This is a genomic window from Pandoraea sp. (genome assembly GCF_004297875.1).
Taxonomy (GTDB): domain Bacteria; phylum Pseudomonadota; class Gammaproteobacteria; order Burkholderiales; family Burkholderiaceae; genus Pandoraea.
Map to the genome: position 1 here is coordinate 39,032 of NZ_SCSK01000037.1, position 18,078 is coordinate 57,109.

Consider the following 18,078-nt stretch of genomic DNA (forward strand, 5'->3'; position numbering starts at 1 on the left):
CGTGGCGCTGGCGATCGGGCGAAGCGGCTGCATTGCAGGGGCTCGACGCCAGAGGAAATGCATTGATGGATATCGGCAAACGGGATTTCGAGACGCTTTCCGAGCTCCGCTATCGGTTGCGTTGCTTCCAGCGCTTTAGCGAGAACGCGGCCCAACAGGCCGGTATCACGCCGCACCAATATCTTTTGCTCTTGCACCTCAAGGGCTTTCCGGAGCGCAATTGGGCCACTGTGGGCGAGCTGGCCGAGCGGCTGCAGATGAGCCACCACGGCGTTGTGGCGCTGGTGTCGCGCGCGCAGAAGCTTCAGCTGGTGTCGCGCAAGAGCAGTTCGCTCGACCGGCGCCAGGTCGAGGTGCATTTATTGGCGCGCGGCGAATACTTCCTGCGCGCGCTGGCGGCCCGGCATCGGGCCGAACTCGAGACGCTTGAAAAAATATTTAAAACCTCTGACTTCTGTATCAACCACTGAATTCCATGCATTCTCTTAAGCGCGATTTCGCAGCCAATTCCGGACTGCTCGGCATCTCCCTGCTCGCCGCCGTCGTCGGCGCGCTCGGCACGCCGACGGCCTGGGTGCTGCTCAAGCTGATTTACTTCTTTACCAATCTGTTTTTTTACCAGACGTTCTCCTTCGCGCTGCGCTCGCCGGCGGACAATCACCTTGGGCTGTGGGTGATCGCGATGCCGGCCATCGGCGGGTTGGTCGTCGGCGTGATCGCGCGCTTCGGCTCCGACAAGATTCGCGGGCACGGCATCCCCGAAGCCATCGAGGCGATTCTGTTCGGCAAGAGCCGCATGTCGCCGAAAGTCGCGGTGCTCAAGCCGATTTCGTCGGGCATCGTCATCGGCAGCGGCGGCCCGTTCGGTGCGGAAGGCCCGATCATTATGACGGGTGGTGCGATCGGTTCGTTGATTGCGCAGCACTTCAAGCTCACCGCGGCCGAGCGCAAAACGCTGCTGGTCGCCGGCGCCGGCGCGGGCATGACGGCCATTTTCGGCACCCCGGTAGCGGCCGTGCTGCTGGCGGTAGAGCTGCTGCTGTTCGAATGGCGCCCGCGCAGCCTGCTGCCGGTCATCGTGGCCTGCTCGGTGGCCGATTTCACGCGGGTGTTCGTGTTCGAGGCCGGTCCGCTCTTTCCGCTGCAGACCGGCACGCTTGGCATCGCGGCGCTGGCCTCCTGCGTGGTCGCCGGCCTGCTGGGCGGCGGCCTGTCGGCGCTGATGACCGCCGCGCTGCACAAGATCGAAAGCACCTTCGAGAAACTGCCGGTGCATTGGATGTGGTGGCCGGCCATCGGCGGCGTGCTGGTGGGCGTTGGCGGCTACCTTCAACCGCGCGCGCTGGGCGTGGGCTACGACGTCATCGCCGACCTGCTCAATGCGCATCTGGCGGTCAGCAGCGCGCTGGCGCTGCTGGTGGTCAAGGCGATCATCTGGTCGATCGCGCTGGGCTCGACTACTTCCGGCGGCGTGCTGGCCCCGTTGCTGATGATCGGCGCCGGCCTGGGCACCGTGCTCGCCCCGGTGCTGCCCGGCGGCGGCTCGCATGTCTGGCCGCTGGTATGCATGGCCGCAGTGCTCGCGGGCGTGCTTGGCGCGCCGCTCACGGCGACGATCTTCTCGCTGGAACTCACGCATGACGTCAATGCGCTGCTGCCGCTGCTGCTGGCCACCGGCATCTCGTACGGCTTCACGGTGCTGGCGATGAAGCGCTCGATCATGACCGAGAAAATCGCTCGGCGCGGTTTTCATATCTACCGCGAATACAGTGTCGATCCGCTCGAGCGGCAATACGTCGAAGATGTGATGACGCGCGATGTGCAATCCATTCCCGCCGCCATGACGATCGGCCAGACGCTGGCGACCTATTTCGGCCCGCAGCAAATGCACCGCGCATTCCCGGTGGTCGACGACCAACAGCACGTGATTGGCATGCTCGATCGGGCCACGCTGCTCAAACAGGAAAACCACGAGGCGGCAGTGCGCACGCTCTATGGCGCCAATCCCCCGCTGGTAGCCGTGCCAGGCGAGACCTGCCGCGAGGTCGCCGCTTGCCTTGCCACGCACGCGCTCGAGCGCCTGCCAGTGGTCGAGCGTGCCGGTTCGACCCGCCTGATAGGCATCATCGCCCGCAGCGATCTGGTCAAGCCGTCGCGCACCTGGCTCGACGAGGAGCAAAAGCGCGAGCGGCTCATGGGACATGCGGCAATGCGCTGGCGGCGCAGAAAGCCCACCGAAAAGTCCGTGTAGCGTCGTGGCGGCCGTCGGGGCGGCCACGGATGAGGGCTGGGAGCGCATACAATAGGGGGCCAAGACGTTTTTGTCGAACCATCCGATGGAGATCGCCCCCATGAAGCCAGCCCGCATGCTCGCCCTGCTATGCGCCGCCGCCGCGCTGTCGGCAGTCAGTCCGCTATACGCCCAGAGCAATCTCGGCTTTCTGCACGACACCCCGATGACCTTCCTGCAGGACCGCGACAGCGATGCCCTTTACCAGTCGGTCGCCAATGTGGCCGAGCACAATCGCGACGGACAGACCACGCGCTGGAGCAACGAGGGCACGGGCAACCCGGTGGTGGTGACGGCGGCCATCACGCCGCAAAAGACCGTCAAGACGGTGACCCAGACCTGCCGCGACCTGGTCGTGGTGCTGTACAGCAAGGGGCAGAAGCAGGCCTTTTACCCCAACCTGTGCAGGACCGCCGATGGGAAGTGGCAACTGACGCGGCGTTAATCCACAACGCCCCAGTGCCGGGGCGGTCGGACGCGCCGCCGCCGGCCGGGGCATGATTCGGAGAACTCCCATGTGCCGCTGGCTTGCCTATACCGGAAACCCCATCCAGCTCGAGACGGTCGTGTTTCGGGCCAAGCACTCGCTGATCGATCAAAGCCTGCACTCGCGCATGGGCGCGACTACCACCAACGGTGACGGCTTCGGCATCGGCTGGTACGGCCAGCCGCACGAAGCGCCGTTTCTTTACCGCAGCGTGAGCCCCGCCTGGCACGACCGCAATTTACGCGAGGCCGCGCGTGCGATTCGCTCGCCGCTGTTCATCGCCCATATTCGCGCGGCCACCGAGACGCCGGTGCAGGAGACCAATTGCCACCCGTTTCGCCATAACCGCTGGCTGTTCGCGCACAACGGGTTGATTCGCGACTTCCACGCCTTGCGTCGCGACCTGATGCTGAGCATCGATCCGGCGCTGTTCGGGGCGATCGAAGGGTCGACCGACTCGGAGGTGATGTTCTACCTGGCGCTGACGTACGGGCTCGAGCAGCAGCCGGTTGCCGCGCTCGAACGCATGGCCGGGCGCATCGAGCAGATCGCCGCCAGCCACGGCGTCGAGAATCCGCTCAACATGACGGTCTGCGCGACCGACGGCGAGCAGATCGTGGCGGTGCGCTACTCCAGCGAGCATCAGTCGCGCACGCTGTTTCACAGCACATCTTTCAAGCATCTGCATGAGCTCTACCCGCACGATCCGCGTATCAGCGCGGTCGGCGAAGACGCCTTCCTGGTGCTCTCCGAGCCGCTGGTCGATCTGCACGACGCGTGGGAAGCGATCCCGGAGAGCACGGCCGTGGTCGCGCGCCGCGGCAAAATCACGCAACAGGTGTTCGCGCCGCGCGTGCGGAGTTGACGCGCCGGTGCGTGGCCGGCCGTCGTCCGGCTACGCGCGTTTGCCGGCGGCGCGCGTGCGCGGCTTCGCCGCTGCCGAGGCCGTAGCGCCCTGGCGCAATTTGTCGAGTACGCGCCGGGTGGCTACCTTGCAGTCTTCGCCTTCGGTCTTGTGCGTGATGTCGTCGATGAGCGTACGCAGGTGGCGCTTGCTTTGCGCCAGGCGTCGTTCCAGCAACTCGATCTCGTCGATTTTGCGCTGAATGGTCTCGAGCAGCGCCGCATGTGGCCATGCTTCCAGATCGGGCGGCAAGACTGCCCGGATTTCCTCCAGCGAAAACCCGGCGCCTTGCGCGCAGTTGATGATTTCCAGGCGAGTCAGGGTTTGCGGATCGTATTCGCGATACCCGTTGGACTGGCGCTGCGCGGGCGGCAGCAAGCCCTGCGCTTCGTAGAAGCGGATTCGTGAGGCGGCAAGGCCGCTCAGTTTCGCCAATTCGCCGATTTTCATGACGTTTTCCCGGTGCTTGACATTAAAGTTAACTTTAAAGTTAAGGTTGCTCGGTCGTCAATCGAGGAAATACCGATGAAGCTGTTCACGCCCCTTGCGCTGCCCAATGGCGCCGAGATTCCGAACCGCCTGGCCAAGGCGTCGATGGAGGAAAACATGGCCGATGCCGACCATGCGCCATCCGATGCACTGTTGCGCCTGTACGATGCCTGGGCCCGAGGTGGTGCGGGCCTCATTCTCACCGGCAATGTGATGGTCGACAGCCGGGCGATGACTGGCCCGAACGGCGTGGTGCTCGAAGACGACGCTCATCTCGAGCGCTTTCGTCGTTGGGCGCAAATTGCCCGCGCGCATGGCGCGCAGGTCTGGATGCAGATCAATCACCCGGGGCGCCAGATGCAGGCCGCGCTGGGGCAGACGACACTCGCACCCTCGGCGGTGGCGCTGGATCTCGGCAGTTTGTCCAAACGGTTCGCGGTGCCCAAAGCCATGACGGATAAGGATCTCGCCGAGGTTGAGCGACGCTTCACCCGCAGTGCGGTGCTCGCCGAGCAAAGCGGCTTCACGGGCGTGGAGATCCACGCCGCGCATGGTTACCTGCTCAGCCAGTTCCTGTCACCGCTGACCAACCGGCGGCAGGATCAATGGGGCGGCAGCATTGAAAACCGCGCCCGCTTATTGGTGCGCATTGTGCGCTCGGTGCGCAGCGCGGTCTCGCCCGGCTTTGCCGTGGCGGTCAAGCTGAATTCAGCCGATTTCCAGCGCGGCGGCTTCGATGCCGACGATGCCAGGCAGGTGGTCGAGATGCTCAATCCGCTGGGCGTCGATCTGGTCGAGTTGTCGGGCGGGAGCTACGAGGCGCCGGCGATGCAGGGGCAGGCACGCGACGGGCGCACGCTGGCGCGCGAAGCCTACTTCCTGGAGTTCGCGCGTGATATCGCGGCGATCGCGCAAATGCCCCTGATGGTGACCGGCGGCATTCGCCGCCGCGAGGTGGCCGAGCGGGTGGTCCACAGCGGCGTCGCGATGGTCGGCATGGCGACGGCCTTGTCCATCGCGCCGAACCTGCCGCGCGACTGGCTGGCGGGGCGCGACGACGCGCCGATGCTGCGCCCGATCGCCTGGAAGAACAAAGTGCTCGGATCGCTGGCCAACATGGCGGTCGTCACGTTTCAGCTCAGGCGTCTGAGCCGGGGGCGTGCCGCCGATCCCGCCGTCTCGCCGCTCAGGGCGCTGATGCTGGGCCAGCTCGCGACTGCCTGCCACACGCGTCGCTACCGTCGGTGGCGCGCGGCCCTGAGCGCCGCTCAAACCTCGAAGTAACGCAACCCCAGCGCGCCCTTGACCTCCGAGAGCGTCTGCGCGGCCACCTCGCGCGCGCGCATCGTGCCGCGCCGCAGAATGGCCAGCACCTCGGCGCGATCCTGTGCAAACTCGGCGCGGCGCGTGCGGATCGGCGCGATCAGCGCCTGCAGCCGTTCGTCGAGCATGCGCTTGAGGGCGGTGTCGCCCAGCCCGCCCCGCCGGTAATGCGCCTTGAGCTCGGCCAGTTTCGCGGCGTCCGGCTCGAATGCGTCGAGGAAGGCGAACACGACGTTGCCTTCGACCTGCCCAGGGTCGCTCACGCGCAGGTGGTTCGGGTCGGTATACATCGCGTTGACCGCCCGGGTGATTTCGTCGGGCGTGGCGCCCAGCGTGATCGCATTGCCCAGCGATTTGCTCATCTTGGCGCGGCCGTCGACGCCGGGCAGCCGCGCGACCTGCGAGAGCACGGCCTCGCACTCGACCAGCACCGGTTGTGCGACCGTATGATTGAAGCGGCGCACCAACTCGTTGGTCTGCTCGATCATCGGTAACTGGTCATCGCCGACCGGCACATGGGTCGCCTTGAACGCGGTGATATCGGCCGCCTGACTGACCGGATAGGTCAGAAAGCCGGCCGGGATATCGCGCTCGAAGCCGCGCAGACGCATTTCCTCCTTGATGGTCGGATTGCGCTCGAGGCGAGCCACCGTCACCAGGTTCAACAGATACTGGAACAGCTCGGCCAGCTCCGGCACCTGCGACTGAACGACGATCGTCGACAGGGCCGGATCGATCCCGACGGCGAGATAGTCGAGCGCGACCTCGAGCACATTCCCGGTGACTTTCTGGTGGCGCCCGACATTGTCTGTCATGGCTTGCGTATCGGCCAGCAGCAGGAATTGGCGGGCCTCATGCTGAAGCGCGACACGCGCGCGCAGCGAGCCGGCATAATGGCCCAGGTGCAGCGGGCCGGTGGTCCGGTCGCCGGTCAGGATAATGGGTCGGGGTGTCGATGTCATGGCTGCAATGCTCCGGTTGATGACACCGCCAGCCACGCGCATGCAGAAACGAAAATGCCGCCAGGACTGGCGGCATCGTGCTTTCGATAGATGTGAACGAACGGGCCGCCGGATTCAGGCGCGCCACCAGCGATAGAGATTTTGCGTGGTCGGTTCGCGGTTCATGGGATGAGTATAGCGCGGCGGCAGCGCGCCCGCACGAACATCAATCAGCGAAACCGTGCCAGGGACGGATTGGTGATCGGCTGCTCGGGCAAATTCAGTATGCCCGGCAACGCGCTCAGATGCGGCAGGCCATCGAGACTGGCCCAGCGTCCATCGCCGGTTTTGTAAATGATGGCCGGCGTGCCGTCGAATCCGAACGACGTGAACAGTTTGGCGTTGGCGTCGAGCTTGGCCTTCGTCGCCGCCGGTACCTTCGCCAGTGGCGCGATGCCGCCCGATTCCTTTTCCTCCGAGAATTTCGTCTCGAGCTCATGCAGCAGTGCAGGGCCGTTGGCTGCCTGCAGCAATGCCGCGGCCTTGCCGGCGGAGTCCGGTTTCAGAAAACCCATGGGGATCCAGTGCACCTGCAAACCGGCCGCCTCATAGGGTTGGAGAGCTTCCCAGGTGTAATGGCAGAAGATGCAATTGGGATCCATGAAGACGTAAATCGTCGATTTGACGTGAGCGCCCGAGGCGCCCTCGACGATCGCCGGGGCGTGCTCGAACGATGCGGCAGCCGAGGCGGGCATGTAATTCGGCGGCGGCTGCGTCGCGGCGATGGCCAGGCAAGATACCGCGCCAGTTGCGGCGATAGCGGTGATAGCGGCAAGTTTCATAAATCTCAACATAAACGGCTCCGATTCGATGCGAAGTGAACTTTACCACCGAGCGCGATGACCCGTTTGGCGCGGCTGCACCGTTGGCTTGCGCACCCGGGCCGGGCCGCTGCGACGCCGGCTACCACGGCAGGCGCTGGCCGTCGTAGGCCCAGAAGCTGCCGGTCTCGTGAGCGGGCAAGCCGTCGAGCACCCGCAGCAGTTCACCGGCCGCCTGCGTCGCCGGCCGCTTGTTGCGCGCCATCTGGAAAGGCGCCGATAGTGGCGAGTCGACGGTGCCGGGGTGAAGCGCTGCCACCACCGTCTGCGGGTGCGTGCGCGCCAGCTCGATGGCCGCCGTCTTGAGCATCATGTTCAGCGCGGCCTTGGAGGCGCGATAGCCATACCAGCCGCCCAGGCGATTGTCGGTGATGCTGCCGACCTTGGCCGACAGCACGCCGACGAGACTGCGCTCGTGCCGCGCGAGCAATGGCGAGAAATGCGCCAGCGCCACGGCCGGACCGAAGGCGTTGATCGCGAAGCTGGCCGTCAGCTGATCGTAGTTGAGCTGGCCCAGCCGCTTTTCCGGCAAGCCATGCGCGCCGTGCAGCATGCCGGTGGCAATGATCAGCAAATGCAGGGGCCCCTGCTCGCGCAATTGGGCAGCCGCATTTGCGATGCTCGCTTCGTCTTCGAAGTCCACCGCAGGCATGCCGTGCCGGCTGAGCGTCAGCACCTGGGCGCAGCGCGCATCACGCTGGAGATGGGCGACCATCGCCGCGCCGATCGCGCCGGACGCGCCGATGACCAGCGCGCGATAGTTCGGTGGCAGGGAGTGCATCGTGTCCATGGCGTGAGTCGTCGTCGAGAGGTTCATAGGTCGCCCAGGCGCGAGCGAATCCCGGCAGCCTGCGCGTGCAGCGCTTCACGCTGCTCGTCGGGCATTTTCTGCAGTTGCCGGTACACCATGCCCAGGCGCGGGTTACGGCCCAGCGTAGCGGTGTGGCGCACGAAAAAATCCCAGTACAGCGCATTGAACGGGCACGCTTGCGCGCCCAGCTTCTGTTTGTGATCGTAGGCGCAGCCGTCGCAGTAATCGCTCATGCGATGGATATATGCGCCGCTGCTGACATACGGCTTGGTGGCGATCAGGCCGCCGTCGGCCCATTGGCTCATGCCCAGGGTATTGGGCAGCTCCACCCATTCGAAGGCATCGATATACACGCCCAGATACCAGCCGTGCAGCGCTTGCGGATCCAGGCCGGCGAGCAGCGCGAAATTGCCGATCACCATCAGGCGCTGGATATGATGGGCATGGGCCGTTTGCAGCGACTGGCCGATCGCCTGTTGCAGGCAGCGCATGCGCGTCTTGCCGCTCCAGAACCAGTCGGGCAATGGGGTGTGATGGTCGAGCGCATTGCGCTGTTCATACCCGGGCATCTGCGACCAATAGATGCCGCGCACGTACTCGCGCCAGCCGATGATTTGGCGGATGAACCCCTCGGCCGCGGCCAGCGGCGCATCGCCGCTGCGGTAGGCTGCCTCGGCGCGCCTGGCCAGTTCGAGCGGATCGAGCATTTTCACGTTCAGTGCGAATGACAGCAACGAGTGGAACAGGCGCTGGGCGCGGCTGCTCATCGCGTCCTCGAAATCGCCGAAGTGGCGCAGCGTGGTCTGCATGAAAGCCTCCATGCACATCAGCGCCTCGTCGCGACTGACCGGCCAGCGCATGTGCCCGGCCTGCGGGTCGCCGAAACTGGCAACACCACAGCGCTGCAGCATCTCCCATAGCTCGCGGTGATCGTGCACCGGGCGCGCGTCGACCGGCTCGGCCGGCGAGCCCGGCCAAGGCTTGCGGTTGTCGTGATCGAAATTCCACTGCGCGCCTTCGGGCTTGCCCTGCGCGTCGAGCAACAGCGCAAAGCGCCGCCGCATGTGCCGATAGAAATGTTCCATCAGCCACTGCTTGCGCCCGGCGAACAGCTCGGCCATCTCGGTGCGCGTGGTCAGAAAATGCTCGCTGTCGACTTGCGCCGTCGTCAACGATTGCTGCGCCGCCCAGGCCCGCAGCTGTTCGTCGAGCCGCCATTCGTCGGGGGCTTGCCATTCGACATGCCGGGCCTGGTAGTGCCGCGCCAGCGCGGTGAGGTTCTCCGTGATCGATTGGCGGTTGCTCGCGTCATCCAGCGCGATGTAGCGCACGCGGTGCCCGGCGGCGCGCAGCTGCCGGGCGAAGTCGCGCATCGCGGCAAAGATGGCCAGGATCTTTTGCGCATGATGCAGCACGTAGTCGGTTTCCTGCCGTACCTCCATGAGGACGTAAATCACCTGCGGATCGACGGTTCGGAACCACGAGTGCCGGGGGTTGAGCTGGTCGCCGAGAATCAGGCGAAGAGTGTTGCCGGTGCTGCTCATGGCGCGCTCCATCGTTGCCGGTAGGTGCCCTGCGGGTCGTGCTCCGCGGCCTGTTTGTCGAGATTGAAGCGGCGTCCGCCGCGTGGGTCGTTGCCCCGGCCCGCGATATACAGCCAGTTGCCCTGGTTGCTGTAGACGTCGTAATCGAGCAGCTGCGACTCGAACCAGGCGGCGCCGGCGCGCCAGTCGCCTCCCAGCTCATGCACCAGGTAGCTCGCGCTCACCTGGCGCAGCCGGTTGCTCATATAACCGGTCGCCGTCAACTCGCGCATCGCCGCATCGATCAGCGGCGCGCCGGTCGATGCCTGGCGCCAGCGCTCGAGGGCCCGCGCATCATGCGGATGGTTTTTCGGACGGCGTGGCGCCGCGCTCAGTCCGCGCTCGCGATACAGCTTCGCGCCATGCTGCAGATGCACGAAGCGAAAGTAATCGCGCCACAGCAACTCGAACCACAACCAGTAGCTGCCGTCGCTGGCCCCATGCGCGGCCTCGAACCGGCGCAGCTCGGCGACGATGCGCCGCACCGAGAGTGCGCCGGTGGCGAGCCAGGGCGACCATTTGCTGGAGAAATCCACGCCGCACAGCGCGTTGCGGGTTTGCTTGTAGGTGACGGGCAGCCCGCGCGCCAGGTAGCGCGCCAGATGCGCGAGCCCGGCGGTCTCGCCGCCGTGCCACCCGGGATGGCCGTAGGGAAACGATGCGCGCGCATCGGCCGGGCGAGCGGCGCCGGCCGGCGCCGCCACGCGCAGCGATGCAGGCGGCGCAAAGCCGGGCGGCCAGGGCGGCAGCGCCGTGGGCGGCGGCAACGGCGCGGGCGGCGCGAGTTCCAGCCGTTCCACCGCTTGCCGAAACGGCGTGAAGCTTGCGGGCAGCGCCTGCACCGGCCAGGGCAGGCTGGCAGGGTCGAGCAGGGTGCTTTGCCAGACGGTGCGCACCGTCAGCCCGGCGGCGCGCAGCGCAGCGACTTCCGCCTGTTCCTGCGGCGCGGCGATTTCTTCGCACACTACGGCGCTGGCTCCCACCGCGCGCGCCAATTGCGGCAGCGCGGTCGCGGGCGGCCCGGCGCATATCAGCAACGGACAATTCAGCCGTGCCAGTTGGCGCTCGAGGTCATGCAACGCATCGGCCAGCCAGGCTCGGCGATGCGGCCCCATGCGCGCGAAGCCCCACGGTGTGATTTCGTCCGGATCCGGCAGGCAAACCACGGGCAGCAGGTAGCGCGGCTCGCCGGCACACGCCGTGTGCAAGGCTGGCTGGTCATGCAGCCTGAAGTCATTGCGAAACCAGAACAGGACCGTGCTCATGCGTCGCTCCTGCCGCCGCCGGCGCGTTTGTGCTCATGGCGGCAGCGCTCGGAGCAGTACTTCACTTCGGTCCAGACGTTGCGCCACTTCTTGCGCCAGGCGAAGGGCAAGCCGCAGTGCTGGCAAAGCTTCTCGGGCAAGTGCGGTTTTTTATGCATGGTTAGAAGTCCAGACTTTGCTGCCTGGCTTCGACCCCGGTCGCTGCCGAACTCGAGCGCCGTGGCCGCCGGCCAGTGTCGCGCTGCAGGCGCGAGCCGTGCTTTTCGACGATGCCCGCCTTGGCCGCGCGCACCTCCGGCCGAGCCCGCAGCGCGTGCACGCGTGCCTTGGCGATGCGCGTCGCGTTCTCCAGGTCGACCGGCGGCACGGGAATCTCCTCGCCCACGCGCACCCCGCAGCGCGCCTGCAGGTCGGCCGGCATCAGCCACGGCTGCCACAGCCAGGCATCCGGCACCCGACGCATGGACGGCAGCCAGCGGCGCACGAAATGGCCTTGCGGATCGTGGTCCCGCGCCTGCTTGATGGGGTTGTAGACGCGCGTTGTGTTGATGCCGGTGGTGCCGGCCTGCATCTGCAATTGGCTCCAGTGAATGCCGGGCTCATAGTCGAGGAACTGGCGCGCCAGCCACAGGCCCACTGGCCGCCAATGCAGCCAGAGCGGATAGGCCGCCACCGACACCAGCATCGCCCGCATGCGGAAGTTGAGCCAGCCGGTCTCGCGCAGCATCGCTACGCAGGCGTCGACCATCGGCCAGCCGGTGCGTCCGGCCACCAGGGCTTCGAAGTGCGCGTCGTCCCATTCGTCCTCGCGCAAGCCGTCGTATCCCCGGTGCAGGTTCCGGTATTCCATTGCCGGCTCGGATTCGAGTTTCTGGATGAAGTGGCAATGCCAGTGCAGCCGGCTCACGAACGCGGCCAACCCCTGCCGCTGCCAGCTCGCGCCGGGCGCCTCGCATGCCTCGAGCTGCCGCATGCGCTGTTCGGTGGTTTGCACCACCTCGCGCATGCTCAGGCAACCCAGGGCCAGATAGGGCGAGAGTCTGGAGCAGGCGGTGGCTGCCCCCAGCGGCGAGGAGATGCCGCCGCGGTAGCGCTGGCTGCGCTCTTGCAGAAACGCCTGCAATACCTGCAACGCGAGAGTGCGCCCGCCGCGCTGGCGCCGCGGCGGGTCGTGCTCGGCCAGCCCCAGCGCCTGCGGGTCGGGCCAGGGCTGCGGTGACCACGGCAGCGCGCGACCCTGCAGGCTGCCCGGGGCAGGCGCAGGCAGACAGGGCGCATGCATATGCGCCTGCCACCGCGCGTGCCAGACGTCGCGCGTGGGCAGGCGTCGCACCACGCCGTGTTGCGCCCATTCCTGCCACGTCACCCTATGCTGGACACACCAGCCGGCCACCGCCCGATCGCGTGCAAACGTATGGCCGTTGCCGGTCTCCTCGTGCGACAGCAGGCGCTCGAACGGGCTGGCCGCATGCAGGCGTGCCAGCACCTCGGTGAGCTCGCCCACGGCGATCTGCAGTTCGGCGCCGCACTGCCGCAATTGCCGGTACAGGTCGCGCAGACTCTCCCGCAGAAAAAGGTAGTGCTGCAACGCGCAGTCGGGCTGCGACCAGAGCGACGGCTCGACGACGTACAGGCAGAGCAGCGGGCCGCGCTGCGCGGCGTCGATCAGCGGCGCGTGGTCGTGTACCCGCAGGTCGCGCTTGAACCAGACGACCGAATAGCTCATGAGGCGGGTCTCAGTGTGCGGATGGGCATGGGGTGCGCCGATGCCCGCTCAGCGCAGTTGCAAACCTTCATGGCGGGCCAAGCTCTCCATGGCCGACTCGAACAGCACCCGGGCCGCGCCGGCAACCTGCTGCAGATACGCATGCAGTTCGGCATCCGCGTCGTTGCGGTTGACGCAGCTCGCGCTGTAGGCCTCGAAGCTCGAGACCTGCATCAACAGTTCGGCGACATGGCGCGGACATTCGCAGGCCAGCGTCGGCGGCAGGCCGGCGATGGCGGTCAGGGTGGCGTCGTCGTAGCGGCGTGGCGGCATCGCGACGTGCGGCTCGATGGGCGCACGCGCTTGCGCGGCACTGGCTGCCGACGGCGTTTGCATCGACGCCAGCCACGCGCCGAGCGCCTCGTCGCCGGCCGCCTCGCGCACCGCGACGACGCCCGCCTGCGCAAAGGCCTGCGTCGCTGCTCTGCCGGCAAAGCGATAGATCACCGCGACCCGAGGCATGCCCCAGGCGCGTCGGGCGGCCTGCAATTCGGCCGGCACGTCATCGTGCAATGCCGGCGCATGCCAGATCAGCAGGTCGGCGCTGCCCTGCGCGGCCTGTGCCGCTTGAGCCAGCGAGTCGAACGCGGCGACGACCCGCGCGGGCTTCGCCAGGCCTTGCGACACGGCTGGACGCTGCAGGCGTGCGGCCAGCGCCGGACCCACCACCACCATCCGCATCGCCGCCGCCGGGCGCGCGGTGCCCTGCAATGAACCTGGCTGGTTGATGAGCTCCTGCAACTGCTTCGTGCTCAAGCCGGCAATGGTGCCGATGCCATGCCCCTGATCGGTCAGTTGCCGCAGCAGGATCACGCGCTCGACGTCGGCTGGCGCATACAGACGGTGCCCCGACGGCGCGGTGGCAGGCTGCACCGCCCGATGGCGCTGCTCCCAGATGCGCAGCGTGGCCACCGGCATGCGCGCCAGGCGCGCCACGGTGCCGCTGCGAAATGTCGTTGCCGAGGATGCTCCCGGAGGTACATCCGTCCTTGCCGCCGGCTGTCGCTTGGGTCGATTCATGGTAATGTTGAGTTGATTTTGAGTTATTTTACACAGATAAATACAACAAAGTCGCGCCTATTGAGTTGTATGTGAATTCAATTTAACGGAATTTGCCATGCCAGAAGAAACCCCTTCGACACCCCCCACGCTTTACTACGACGGGGCCTGCCCGGTCTGTTCGCGGGAGATTGCGATGTATCGGCGGCAACCGGGCGCCGACGCGGTACGGTGGATCGATGTCACGCATTGCCCAGCCGAGGCGCTCGGCCCTGGCCTGACGCGCGAGGCTGCGCTGGCCCGGCTGCATCTGCGCCGCGCCGACGGCAGCCTGGTCAGCGGCGCGGCGGCGTTCACGACGCTTTGGCTGAACTTGCCGCGCTGGGCGTGGCTCGGCCGCCTGCTTGGCAACCGGCCGGTGTTGTGGATACTCGAGCCCGGTTATCGCGTGTTTCTGAAGGTGCGGCGCAGCTGGCGTCGCGCCGCGTGAGTCTGGCGGCAGCCCGCTAGGTGACCCGCCGCGGCTCCGTGTATAGCGGCAACACGTCGTGCTCGATCATCGCGATGGCGCGGCTGGCCGCAGCGCATGGCGTGGCCGGTTTTCGCAAGATCGGCAAGCGCGCGCCCGATGGCCGTTACCCGTGGCTGGCCAGCGAGGGCATGTTGCGCCTGTGGCAAGTCGCCGACCAGGCGCATCTGGTGGTCGAGCTGATGCCGTATCCGCGCAGCCCGGACCCTCGATTCCTGCGCGACATCGGCCAGTTGGCCGAGCGCTTCCCGCACGCCCGGATCGTCCTCGACCATTGCGCGTGGCCCGCGCCGATCGGCGCACCCAGCTATGGCTTCGACGCCTCGTATGCCGCCCTGGCCAGGCATCGCAATGTCTATCTGAAGGTGACCACCGAGAACTTCGCGCGGGTGCATTACGACAAGGCTTTGATGCGGGGGCAAGTCGAGCGCGCCGTGCATCTGTTCGGCGCCGGGCATGTGATGTGGGGCTCCGACATGGGCGACACGATGATTCCGTATGCCGACATGGTCAACCATGCGCTTGCAGCCACCGCCGGCCTCAGCCCGCAGGCGCGCAAAGACGTGCTGGACGAAACCGGTCGCCGTGTTTACGCTGCCGGGCGCTGAGGGCGGCGCCCGCCATTTATGACTTGAGCCCATCGGCGGATTTGCCTACCATGCTGACCAGCACAGTCAACTTGTCATGCATGAGGGATCTATGTTCAAGCGCTTTATTGCATTGCTGCTATTGGCCGGCGCGCTGTTGTCGCTGGCCGGCTGCAACACGGTGGCCGGTTTCGGTCAGGATATTTCGGATTCGGCGCGCACGGTGCAGCACGCGCTATAAGTCTGTGAACGGGCCCGCTCGCAGGGCGCCGGAGGGACCGATATGGCGGCAACGCCGAACGACGACCTTCTGAGAATTTCCGAGGCCGACGCCGCGCATGCGCTGGCGAGCCTGCCGGTGCCGTTTGCCGTACTGTTCGAGCGGGGCGATGTGTCGGTGGAACTGTTCGCGCCACGCGGGACCGACACGCAGTCGCCGCACGCGCGCGACGAGTTGTACATCGTCTCGTCGGGTTCGGGCACCTTTCGCCGCACCGACGAGGTATGCACCTTTACCGCCGGCGACGTGCTGTTCGTGCCGGCGCACGTCGAACATCGCTTCGAGACCTTCAGCGCCGACTTTCGGGCCTGGGTCATTTTCTTTGGGCCCGAGGGCGGCAAGCCCACCTGAGCGTGGTGCCGGCGAGTGATCCCGTGACGCCGCGCGGTCAGCGCGCCGTCGGCCGAGTCGCCCCGGTCGTGATGCCATTGCCGTCCGTGCGAAAAATCGTCGTCAGAAACTCCCGCATCGCGCTCATGCGCCCACTGGCGCGCAGGTCGCGATGGATCATCATCCATAGCTCGCGCGACAGGACGTGATGGCCCGGCTCGACGCGCCGCAGACGGGCGTCGCCATCGCCGACGAAGGTCGGCAGCACCACCACGCCGAGCCCCTGGCAGGCGGCCATGTACTGCACGTTCATGCTGTTGCTGGCCAGCGCGGGCGGCTGGCCGGCAAAGGTGGCGCGCAGCCATTTCGTCATGGCGAGGTGCGACCACGAATCGTCGCCGGCCAGATAGGGCAGGGTGCGCCAATCCTGGTCGGCGCTCGAGACGTCGGCCGCGACATACGCGGCAAACGGCAGGCCGCCGAGCGGTTGCGCGATGTACTCGCCTTCTTCTTCCCGGGTCGGTGCGGCCATGCGCACGGCGATGTCGGCGTCGCGGCGCGACAGGTTGACGTAATTCACCCCGACGATGAGTTCCACGCAAAGCTTCGGGTATTGCGCCAAAAACGCCTTCAGACGCGGTGCGATCCAGTAGGAGGCCAATGTCTCCGGCACTGCCACCCGCACCGTGCCTGACAGCTGTTCGGCCTGTTTTCCCACCCCCTCGGCCTGCCGCGCGAAGCCCAGCATCGCCTGTTCGACCGGCAAGGCGCTCGCCAGCAGGCGCTCGCCCTCGTCCGTAAGCAGATAGCCGGTTTGCCGTCGCAGGAACAGCGTCAGGCCCAGCGCCTGTTCCAGCGCATCGATGCGGCGCGAGACCGTTGCCGGGCTCACTGCCAGCTCGCCGGCGGCCGGCGACAGGCCGCCGCTGCGAGCCACCGCCAGGAAATATCGCAGATCGTTCCAGTCATTCATTTTTGAAAAATGATATTCAATTTATTTGAGTATATTTTCAAATTCGAAAAACAAATAATACCCCTGTCTTCGCTAACAGGGAGTCATCATGAAAAAGAGCCTGGTTTATCTGACACTCGTTTTGAGCACGCTTTTCTGGGGCGCCAACTTCAATCTCGGCAAATACGTCGTGCATGCAATGGACCCGCCGGCCGCGGCCGCCTGGCGGTTCATTACCGCGGGCGCGGTAATGGCGGCCTACACGTTTTACAAGGAGGGGATCGACTGGGCGGGCATGCGCCGCAATCTGGCACCGCTGGTCGTGATGGCGCTGCTCGGCATCTTCGGCTTCAACGTGGCGTTTTTCTATGGGCTGCAAACGACCTCGTCGGTCGACGGCTCGCTGATCATGACGCTCAACCCCACCATCACCGTGGTGCTCACCGCGCTGGTGATCGGCGACCGGATCTCGTGGCGCCAGGTGCTGGGCCTCGCGCTCAGTTTCACCGGCGTGGTGACGGTGGTCACCGGCGGCGCGTGGAGCATGCTGGCGCATTTCACCCTTGGCCGCGGCAATGGACTGATTCTGCTCGGTAACCTGTGCTGGGCCGTCTACAGCATCGTCGGCAAGCGCTTCATCCGGCAACTGTCGGCGCTGCAGACCACCGCGGCGACCATGCTGATCGGCGGTGCGGCAATCACCGGCCTGGCCATGGCCACACACGGCGGCACGCTGCCGGTGCCGGCCGCGCCGAACATCGCGGCGCTCGCGGTGATGGCCCTGTTCGGCTCGGTGATGGCCTATCTGTGGTGGAACAACGGCATCCGCACCATCGGCCCGGCGCGTACCGCGGTGTTCTTCGACCTCGTGCCGATCTTCACGATGGTCATCGCCATCAGCCTCGGCGAGCATGTGACCCTGGCGCAAGGGCTCGGCGCGGTATTCGTGATCGGCGGCGTGCTGTTTTCGTCCGGCGCGCTGGACCGGCCGGCCGCCCCCGCCCAGACGCGTCTGGCGCCGTCGGGCGGGCAGCGGACGTGCTAGAGCATTTGTGCACCCAAGGTGCCGCGGATGCGCGGGCGGAATATGACGGCGGCACGCGCAACGGCCGCCTCAATCGCCTTCATCTGCGGGCGAATTGGTCTTGAACCGATAGGTTGGCGTGAAACGGTCAATGCCGGCATACTCGCGCACTTGTTCGGGCGCTGGCGAGACTTTGTTGCGCACAGGATCGGCTTCCGGTGCTCCAAAGGCCAGTCTGGCTGGAATCACGCCAACCCAAACCGGCCAGTCTGGATTGTCTGTCTCCTTATCCGGGAATTCGTCTCGAGCTTTGGCGGAGACGGTACTTAATCGAATGCGCATCACGACTACAGCGCGCATTTCGCTGTCGGTGACGGGGCGCAGTGTTTCCCATCTGCCTGCGACGACATGGTCGACAAACGCTCGCATCGCAAATTTCTTCTGCTCGGGATCGTTCACAACCTCGCAACGTCCCTGCACAACAACAGACCGGTAGTTATACGAGTGGTTGAACGCACTATGACCTAGCAGGCTGTTGAAAAGCGCCTCGTCACGAAGAGCGAAGCAATGTTCAGGAGTGTTTTGCGTGCGATTTTCCGCTGAAATCCAGATGCGCCGACCAGCCCGCGCAGGCAGTT

At 66.0% G+C, this 18,078-nt stretch carries 21 protein-coding genes; 10 read left to right on the forward strand and 11 right to left on the reverse strand.

Translation table 11 applies throughout. The features are described from left to right. Positions 1-65 precede the first annotated feature (65 nt). The 4 genes from EPN80_RS11095 (at position 66) to EPN80_RS11110 (ending at position 3,642) form a co-directional block, all read left to right on the forward strand. Complete coding sequence (locus tag EPN80_RS11095) at positions 66-470, forward strand: helix-turn-helix domain-containing protein (protein WP_293026814.1); 405 nt, start codon at positions 66-68, stop codon at positions 468-470. Between the two features lie 5 nt (positions 471-475). Continuing rightward, positions 476-2,251, forward strand: coding sequence for a chloride channel protein (locus EPN80_RS11100; protein WP_293026750.1), 1,776 nt, complete (start codon positions 476-478; stop codon positions 2,249-2,251). 100 nt (positions 2,252-2,351) lie between these two features. Next, positions 2,352-2,735 (forward strand): RT0821/Lpp0805 family surface protein, encoded by a 384-nt coding sequence (locus EPN80_RS11105; protein ID WP_293026753.1) that lies wholly within the window; start codon positions 2,352-2,354, stop codon positions 2,733-2,735. Positions 2,736-2,805: 70 nt separating this feature from the next. After that, positions 2,806-3,642, forward strand: coding sequence for a class II glutamine amidotransferase (locus tag EPN80_RS11110; RefSeq protein ID WP_293026755.1), 837 nt, complete (start codon positions 2,806-2,808; stop codon positions 3,640-3,642). A gap of 30 nt (positions 3,643-3,672) precedes the next feature. On the opposite strand, the gene EPN80_RS11115 is transcribed toward EPN80_RS11110, so the two are convergent. After that, a complete protein-coding gene (locus EPN80_RS11115) occupies positions 3,673-4,131 on the reverse strand; it encodes a MerR family transcriptional regulator (RefSeq protein WP_293026758.1) in 459 nt (152 codons plus the stop codon). A 75-nt stretch (positions 4,132-4,206) separates the two neighbouring features. Here EPN80_RS11115 and EPN80_RS11120 point away from each other — a divergent pair, with 75 nt between their 5' ends. Beyond that, positions 4,207-5,454, forward strand: a complete 1,248-nt coding sequence (locus tag EPN80_RS11120) for an NADH:flavin oxidoreductase/NADH oxidase family protein (protein WP_293026762.1) — start codon at positions 4,207-4,209, stop codon at positions 5,452-5,454. Here EPN80_RS11120 and trpS read toward each other — a convergent pair. The 8 genes from trpS to EPN80_RS11160 all read right to left on the reverse strand — a co-directional run bounded on the left by trpS (position 5,439) and on the right by EPN80_RS11160 (position 13,759). Next, complete coding sequence (trpS, locus tag EPN80_RS11125) at positions 5,439-6,455, reverse strand: tryptophan--tRNA ligase (protein WP_293026765.1); 1,017 nt, start codon at positions 6,453-6,455, stop codon at positions 5,439-5,441. The two genes, EPN80_RS11120 and trpS, sit on opposite strands and share 16 nt — an antisense overlap. Before the next feature lie 209 nt (positions 6,456-6,664). Next, positions 6,665-7,276 (reverse strand): thioredoxin fold domain-containing protein, encoded by a 612-nt coding sequence (locus EPN80_RS11130; RefSeq protein ID WP_293026768.1) that lies wholly within the window; start codon positions 7,274-7,276, stop codon positions 6,665-6,667. Positions 7,277-7,397: 121 nt separating this feature from the next. Continuing rightward, a complete protein-coding gene (locus EPN80_RS11135; RefSeq protein WP_293026771.1) occupies positions 7,398-8,132 on the reverse strand; it encodes an SDR family NAD(P)-dependent oxidoreductase in 735 nt (244 codons plus the stop codon). Continuing rightward, on the reverse strand, positions 8,129-9,670 hold the full coding sequence (locus tag EPN80_RS11140; RefSeq protein WP_293026773.1) for a cryptochrome/photolyase family protein: 1,542 nt from the start codon (positions 9,668-9,670) through the stop codon (positions 8,129-8,131). Before EPN80_RS11140 ends, EPN80_RS11135 begins: the two co-directional genes overlap by 4 nt. Continuing rightward, on the reverse strand, positions 9,667-10,974 hold the full coding sequence (locus EPN80_RS11145) for a DASH family cryptochrome (protein WP_293026775.1): 1,308 nt from the start codon (positions 10,972-10,974) through the stop codon (positions 9,667-9,669). The genes EPN80_RS11140 and EPN80_RS11145 overlap by 4 nt, the downstream gene beginning before the upstream one ends. Beyond that, the gene (locus EPN80_RS21110; protein ID WP_293048555.1) at positions 10,971-11,132 is read right to left on the reverse strand and encodes a DUF2256 domain-containing protein; all 162 of its coding nucleotides are present in this window, start codon (positions 11,130-11,132) and stop codon (positions 10,971-10,973) included. Before EPN80_RS21110 ends, EPN80_RS11145 begins: the two co-directional genes overlap by 4 nt. A 2-nt stretch (positions 11,133-11,134) precedes the next feature. Next, positions 11,135-12,700 carry a cryptochrome/deoxyribodipyrimidine photo-lyase family protein gene (locus EPN80_RS11155; RefSeq protein ID WP_293026780.1) on the reverse strand — a complete coding sequence of 522 codons (1,566 nt, stop codon included), beginning with the start codon at positions 12,698-12,700 and terminating at the stop codon, positions 11,135-11,137. A gap of 48 nt (positions 12,701-12,748) precedes the next feature. After that, positions 12,749-13,759 carry a MerR family transcriptional regulator gene (locus tag EPN80_RS11160; RefSeq protein WP_293026783.1) on the reverse strand — a complete coding sequence of 337 codons (1,011 nt, stop codon included), beginning with the start codon at positions 13,757-13,759 and terminating at the stop codon, positions 12,749-12,751. 97 nt (positions 13,760-13,856) lie between these two features. On the opposite strand from EPN80_RS11160, the gene EPN80_RS11165 reads away from it, so the two are divergent. The 4 genes from EPN80_RS11165 (at position 13,857) to EPN80_RS11180 (ending at position 15,485) form a co-directional block, all read left to right on the forward strand. Further along, complete coding sequence (locus EPN80_RS11165) at positions 13,857-14,228, forward strand: thiol-disulfide oxidoreductase DCC family protein (RefSeq protein ID WP_293026786.1); 372 nt, start codon at positions 13,857-13,859, stop codon at positions 14,226-14,228. Between the two features lie 38 nt (positions 14,229-14,266). Further along, entirely contained in the window at positions 14,267-14,875 is a 609-nt protein-coding gene (locus tag EPN80_RS11170; protein ID WP_293026789.1) for an amidohydrolase family protein, read from the forward strand. Between the two features lie 91 nt (positions 14,876-14,966). Next, positions 14,967-15,095, forward strand: a complete 129-nt coding sequence (locus EPN80_RS11175) for a hypothetical protein (protein ID WP_293026792.1) — start codon at positions 14,967-14,969, stop codon at positions 15,093-15,095. A gap of 42 nt (positions 15,096-15,137) precedes the next feature. After that, complete coding sequence (locus EPN80_RS11180; protein WP_293026795.1) at positions 15,138-15,485, forward strand: cupin domain-containing protein; 348 nt, start codon at positions 15,138-15,140, stop codon at positions 15,483-15,485. 37 nt (positions 15,486-15,522) lie between these two features. Here the strand turns inward: EPN80_RS11180 and EPN80_RS11185 are convergent, their stop codons facing one another. Continuing rightward, positions 15,523-16,437 (reverse strand): LysR family transcriptional regulator, encoded by a 915-nt coding sequence (locus tag EPN80_RS11185; protein WP_293026798.1) that lies wholly within the window; start codon positions 16,435-16,437, stop codon positions 15,523-15,525. Between the two features lie 88 nt (positions 16,438-16,525). Between EPN80_RS11185 and EPN80_RS11190 the strand changes: the two genes are divergently transcribed. Next, positions 16,526-17,461 carry a DMT family transporter gene (locus EPN80_RS11190; protein ID WP_293026802.1) on the forward strand — a complete coding sequence of 312 codons (936 nt, stop codon included), beginning with the start codon at positions 16,526-16,528 and terminating at the stop codon, positions 17,459-17,461. Positions 17,462-17,530: 69 nt separating this feature from the next. Here the strand turns inward: EPN80_RS11190 and EPN80_RS11195 are convergent. After that, on the reverse strand, positions 17,531-18,078 hold a 548-nt coding region (locus EPN80_RS11195), incomplete at its 5' end, for a pyridoxamine 5'-phosphate oxidase family protein (protein WP_293026805.1).

Coding starts and splice junctions, on each gene's coding strand:
- EPN80_RS11095 (WP_293026814.1), top strand. CDS start 66: ATGGATATCGGCAAACGGGATTTCGAGACGCTTTCCGAGCTCCGCTAT.
- EPN80_RS11100 (WP_293026750.1), top strand. CDS start 476: ATGCATTCTCTTAAGCGCGATTTCGCAGCCAATTCCGGACTGCTCGGC.
- EPN80_RS11105 (WP_293026753.1), top strand. CDS start 2,352: ATGAAGCCAGCCCGCATGCTCGCCCTGCTATGCGCCGCCGCCGCGCTG.
- EPN80_RS11110 (WP_293026755.1), top strand. CDS start 2,806: ATGTGCCGCTGGCTTGCCTATACCGGAAACCCCATCCAGCTCGAGACG.
- EPN80_RS11115 (WP_293026758.1), bottom strand. CDS start 4,131: ATGAAAATCGGCGAATTGGCGAAACTGAGCGGCCTTGCCGCCTCACGA.
- EPN80_RS11120 (WP_293026762.1), top strand. CDS start 4,207: ATGAAGCTGTTCACGCCCCTTGCGCTGCCCAATGGCGCCGAGATTCCG.
- trpS (WP_293026765.1), bottom strand. CDS start 6,455: ATGACATCGACACCCCGACCCATTATCCTGACCGGCGACCGGACCACC.
- EPN80_RS11130 (WP_293026768.1), bottom strand. CDS start 7,276: ATGAAACTTGCCGCTATCACCGCTATCGCCGCAACTGGCGCGGTATCT.
- EPN80_RS11135 (WP_293026771.1), bottom strand. CDS start 8,132: ATGAACCTCTCGACGACGACTCACGCCATGGACACGATGCACTCCCTG.
- EPN80_RS11140 (WP_293026773.1), bottom strand. CDS start 9,670: ATGAGCAGCACCGGCAACACTCTTCGCCTGATTCTCGGCGACCAGCTC.
- EPN80_RS11145 (WP_293026775.1), bottom strand. CDS start 10,974: ATGAGCACGGTCCTGTTCTGGTTTCGCAATGACTTCAGGCTGCATGAC.
- EPN80_RS21110 (WP_293048555.1), bottom strand. CDS start 11,132: ATGCATAAAAAACCGCACTTGCCCGAGAAGCTTTGCCAGCACTGCGGC.
- EPN80_RS11155 (WP_293026780.1), bottom strand. CDS start 12,700: ATGAGCTATTCGGTCGTCTGGTTCAAGCGCGACCTGCGGGTACACGAC.
- EPN80_RS11160 (WP_293026783.1), bottom strand. CDS start 13,759: ATGAATCGACCCAAGCGACAGCCGGCGGCAAGGACGGATGTACCTCCG.
- EPN80_RS11165 (WP_293026786.1), top strand. CDS start 13,857: ATGCCAGAAGAAACCCCTTCGACACCCCCCACGCTTTACTACGACGGG.
- EPN80_RS11175 (WP_293026792.1), top strand. CDS start 14,967: ATGTTCAAGCGCTTTATTGCATTGCTGCTATTGGCCGGCGCGCTGTTG.
- EPN80_RS11180 (WP_293026795.1), top strand. CDS start 15,138: ATGGCGGCAACGCCGAACGACGACCTTCTGAGAATTTCCGAGGCCGAC.
- EPN80_RS11185 (WP_293026798.1), bottom strand. CDS start 16,437: ATGAATGACTGGAACGATCTGCGATATTTCCTGGCGGTGGCTCGCAGC.
- EPN80_RS11190 (WP_293026802.1), top strand. CDS start 16,526: ATGAAAAAGAGCCTGGTTTATCTGACACTCGTTTTGAGCACGCTTTTC.